The sequence below is a fragment of the Virgibacillus sp. 7505 genome, from assembly GCF_002272135.1.
Classification (GTDB): domain Bacteria; phylum Bacillota; class Bacilli; order Bacillales; family Amphibacillaceae; genus Terribacillus.
Map to the genome: position 1 here is coordinate 1 of NZ_NPBF01000344.1, position 230 is coordinate 230.

At 46.1% G+C, this 230-nt stretch carries 1 pseudogene; it reads left to right on the plus strand.

Annotated elements, in window-relative coordinates:
• Positions 1-230, plus strand: a pseudogene (locus tag CHH91_RS19255) (alpha-glucuronidase); the annotation flags it as partial.

Sequence of the window (230 nt, forward strand, 5' to 3'; positions counted from 1 at the left end):
CTGATGCGTTAAAACCATATGGTGGCGTTGTGTTTTGGCGTTGCTTTGTCTATGATTGCTTGCAAGATTGGCGTGATCGTTCGACCGATAGGGCTAAGGCGGCCTATGAGCATTTTGCTCCTTTGGATGGGACATTTGCAGACAATGTCATTTTGCAAATTAAAAACGGCCCAATGGATTTTCAAGTGCGGGAACCTGTCTCGCCCCTATTTGGAGCATTAACACAAACG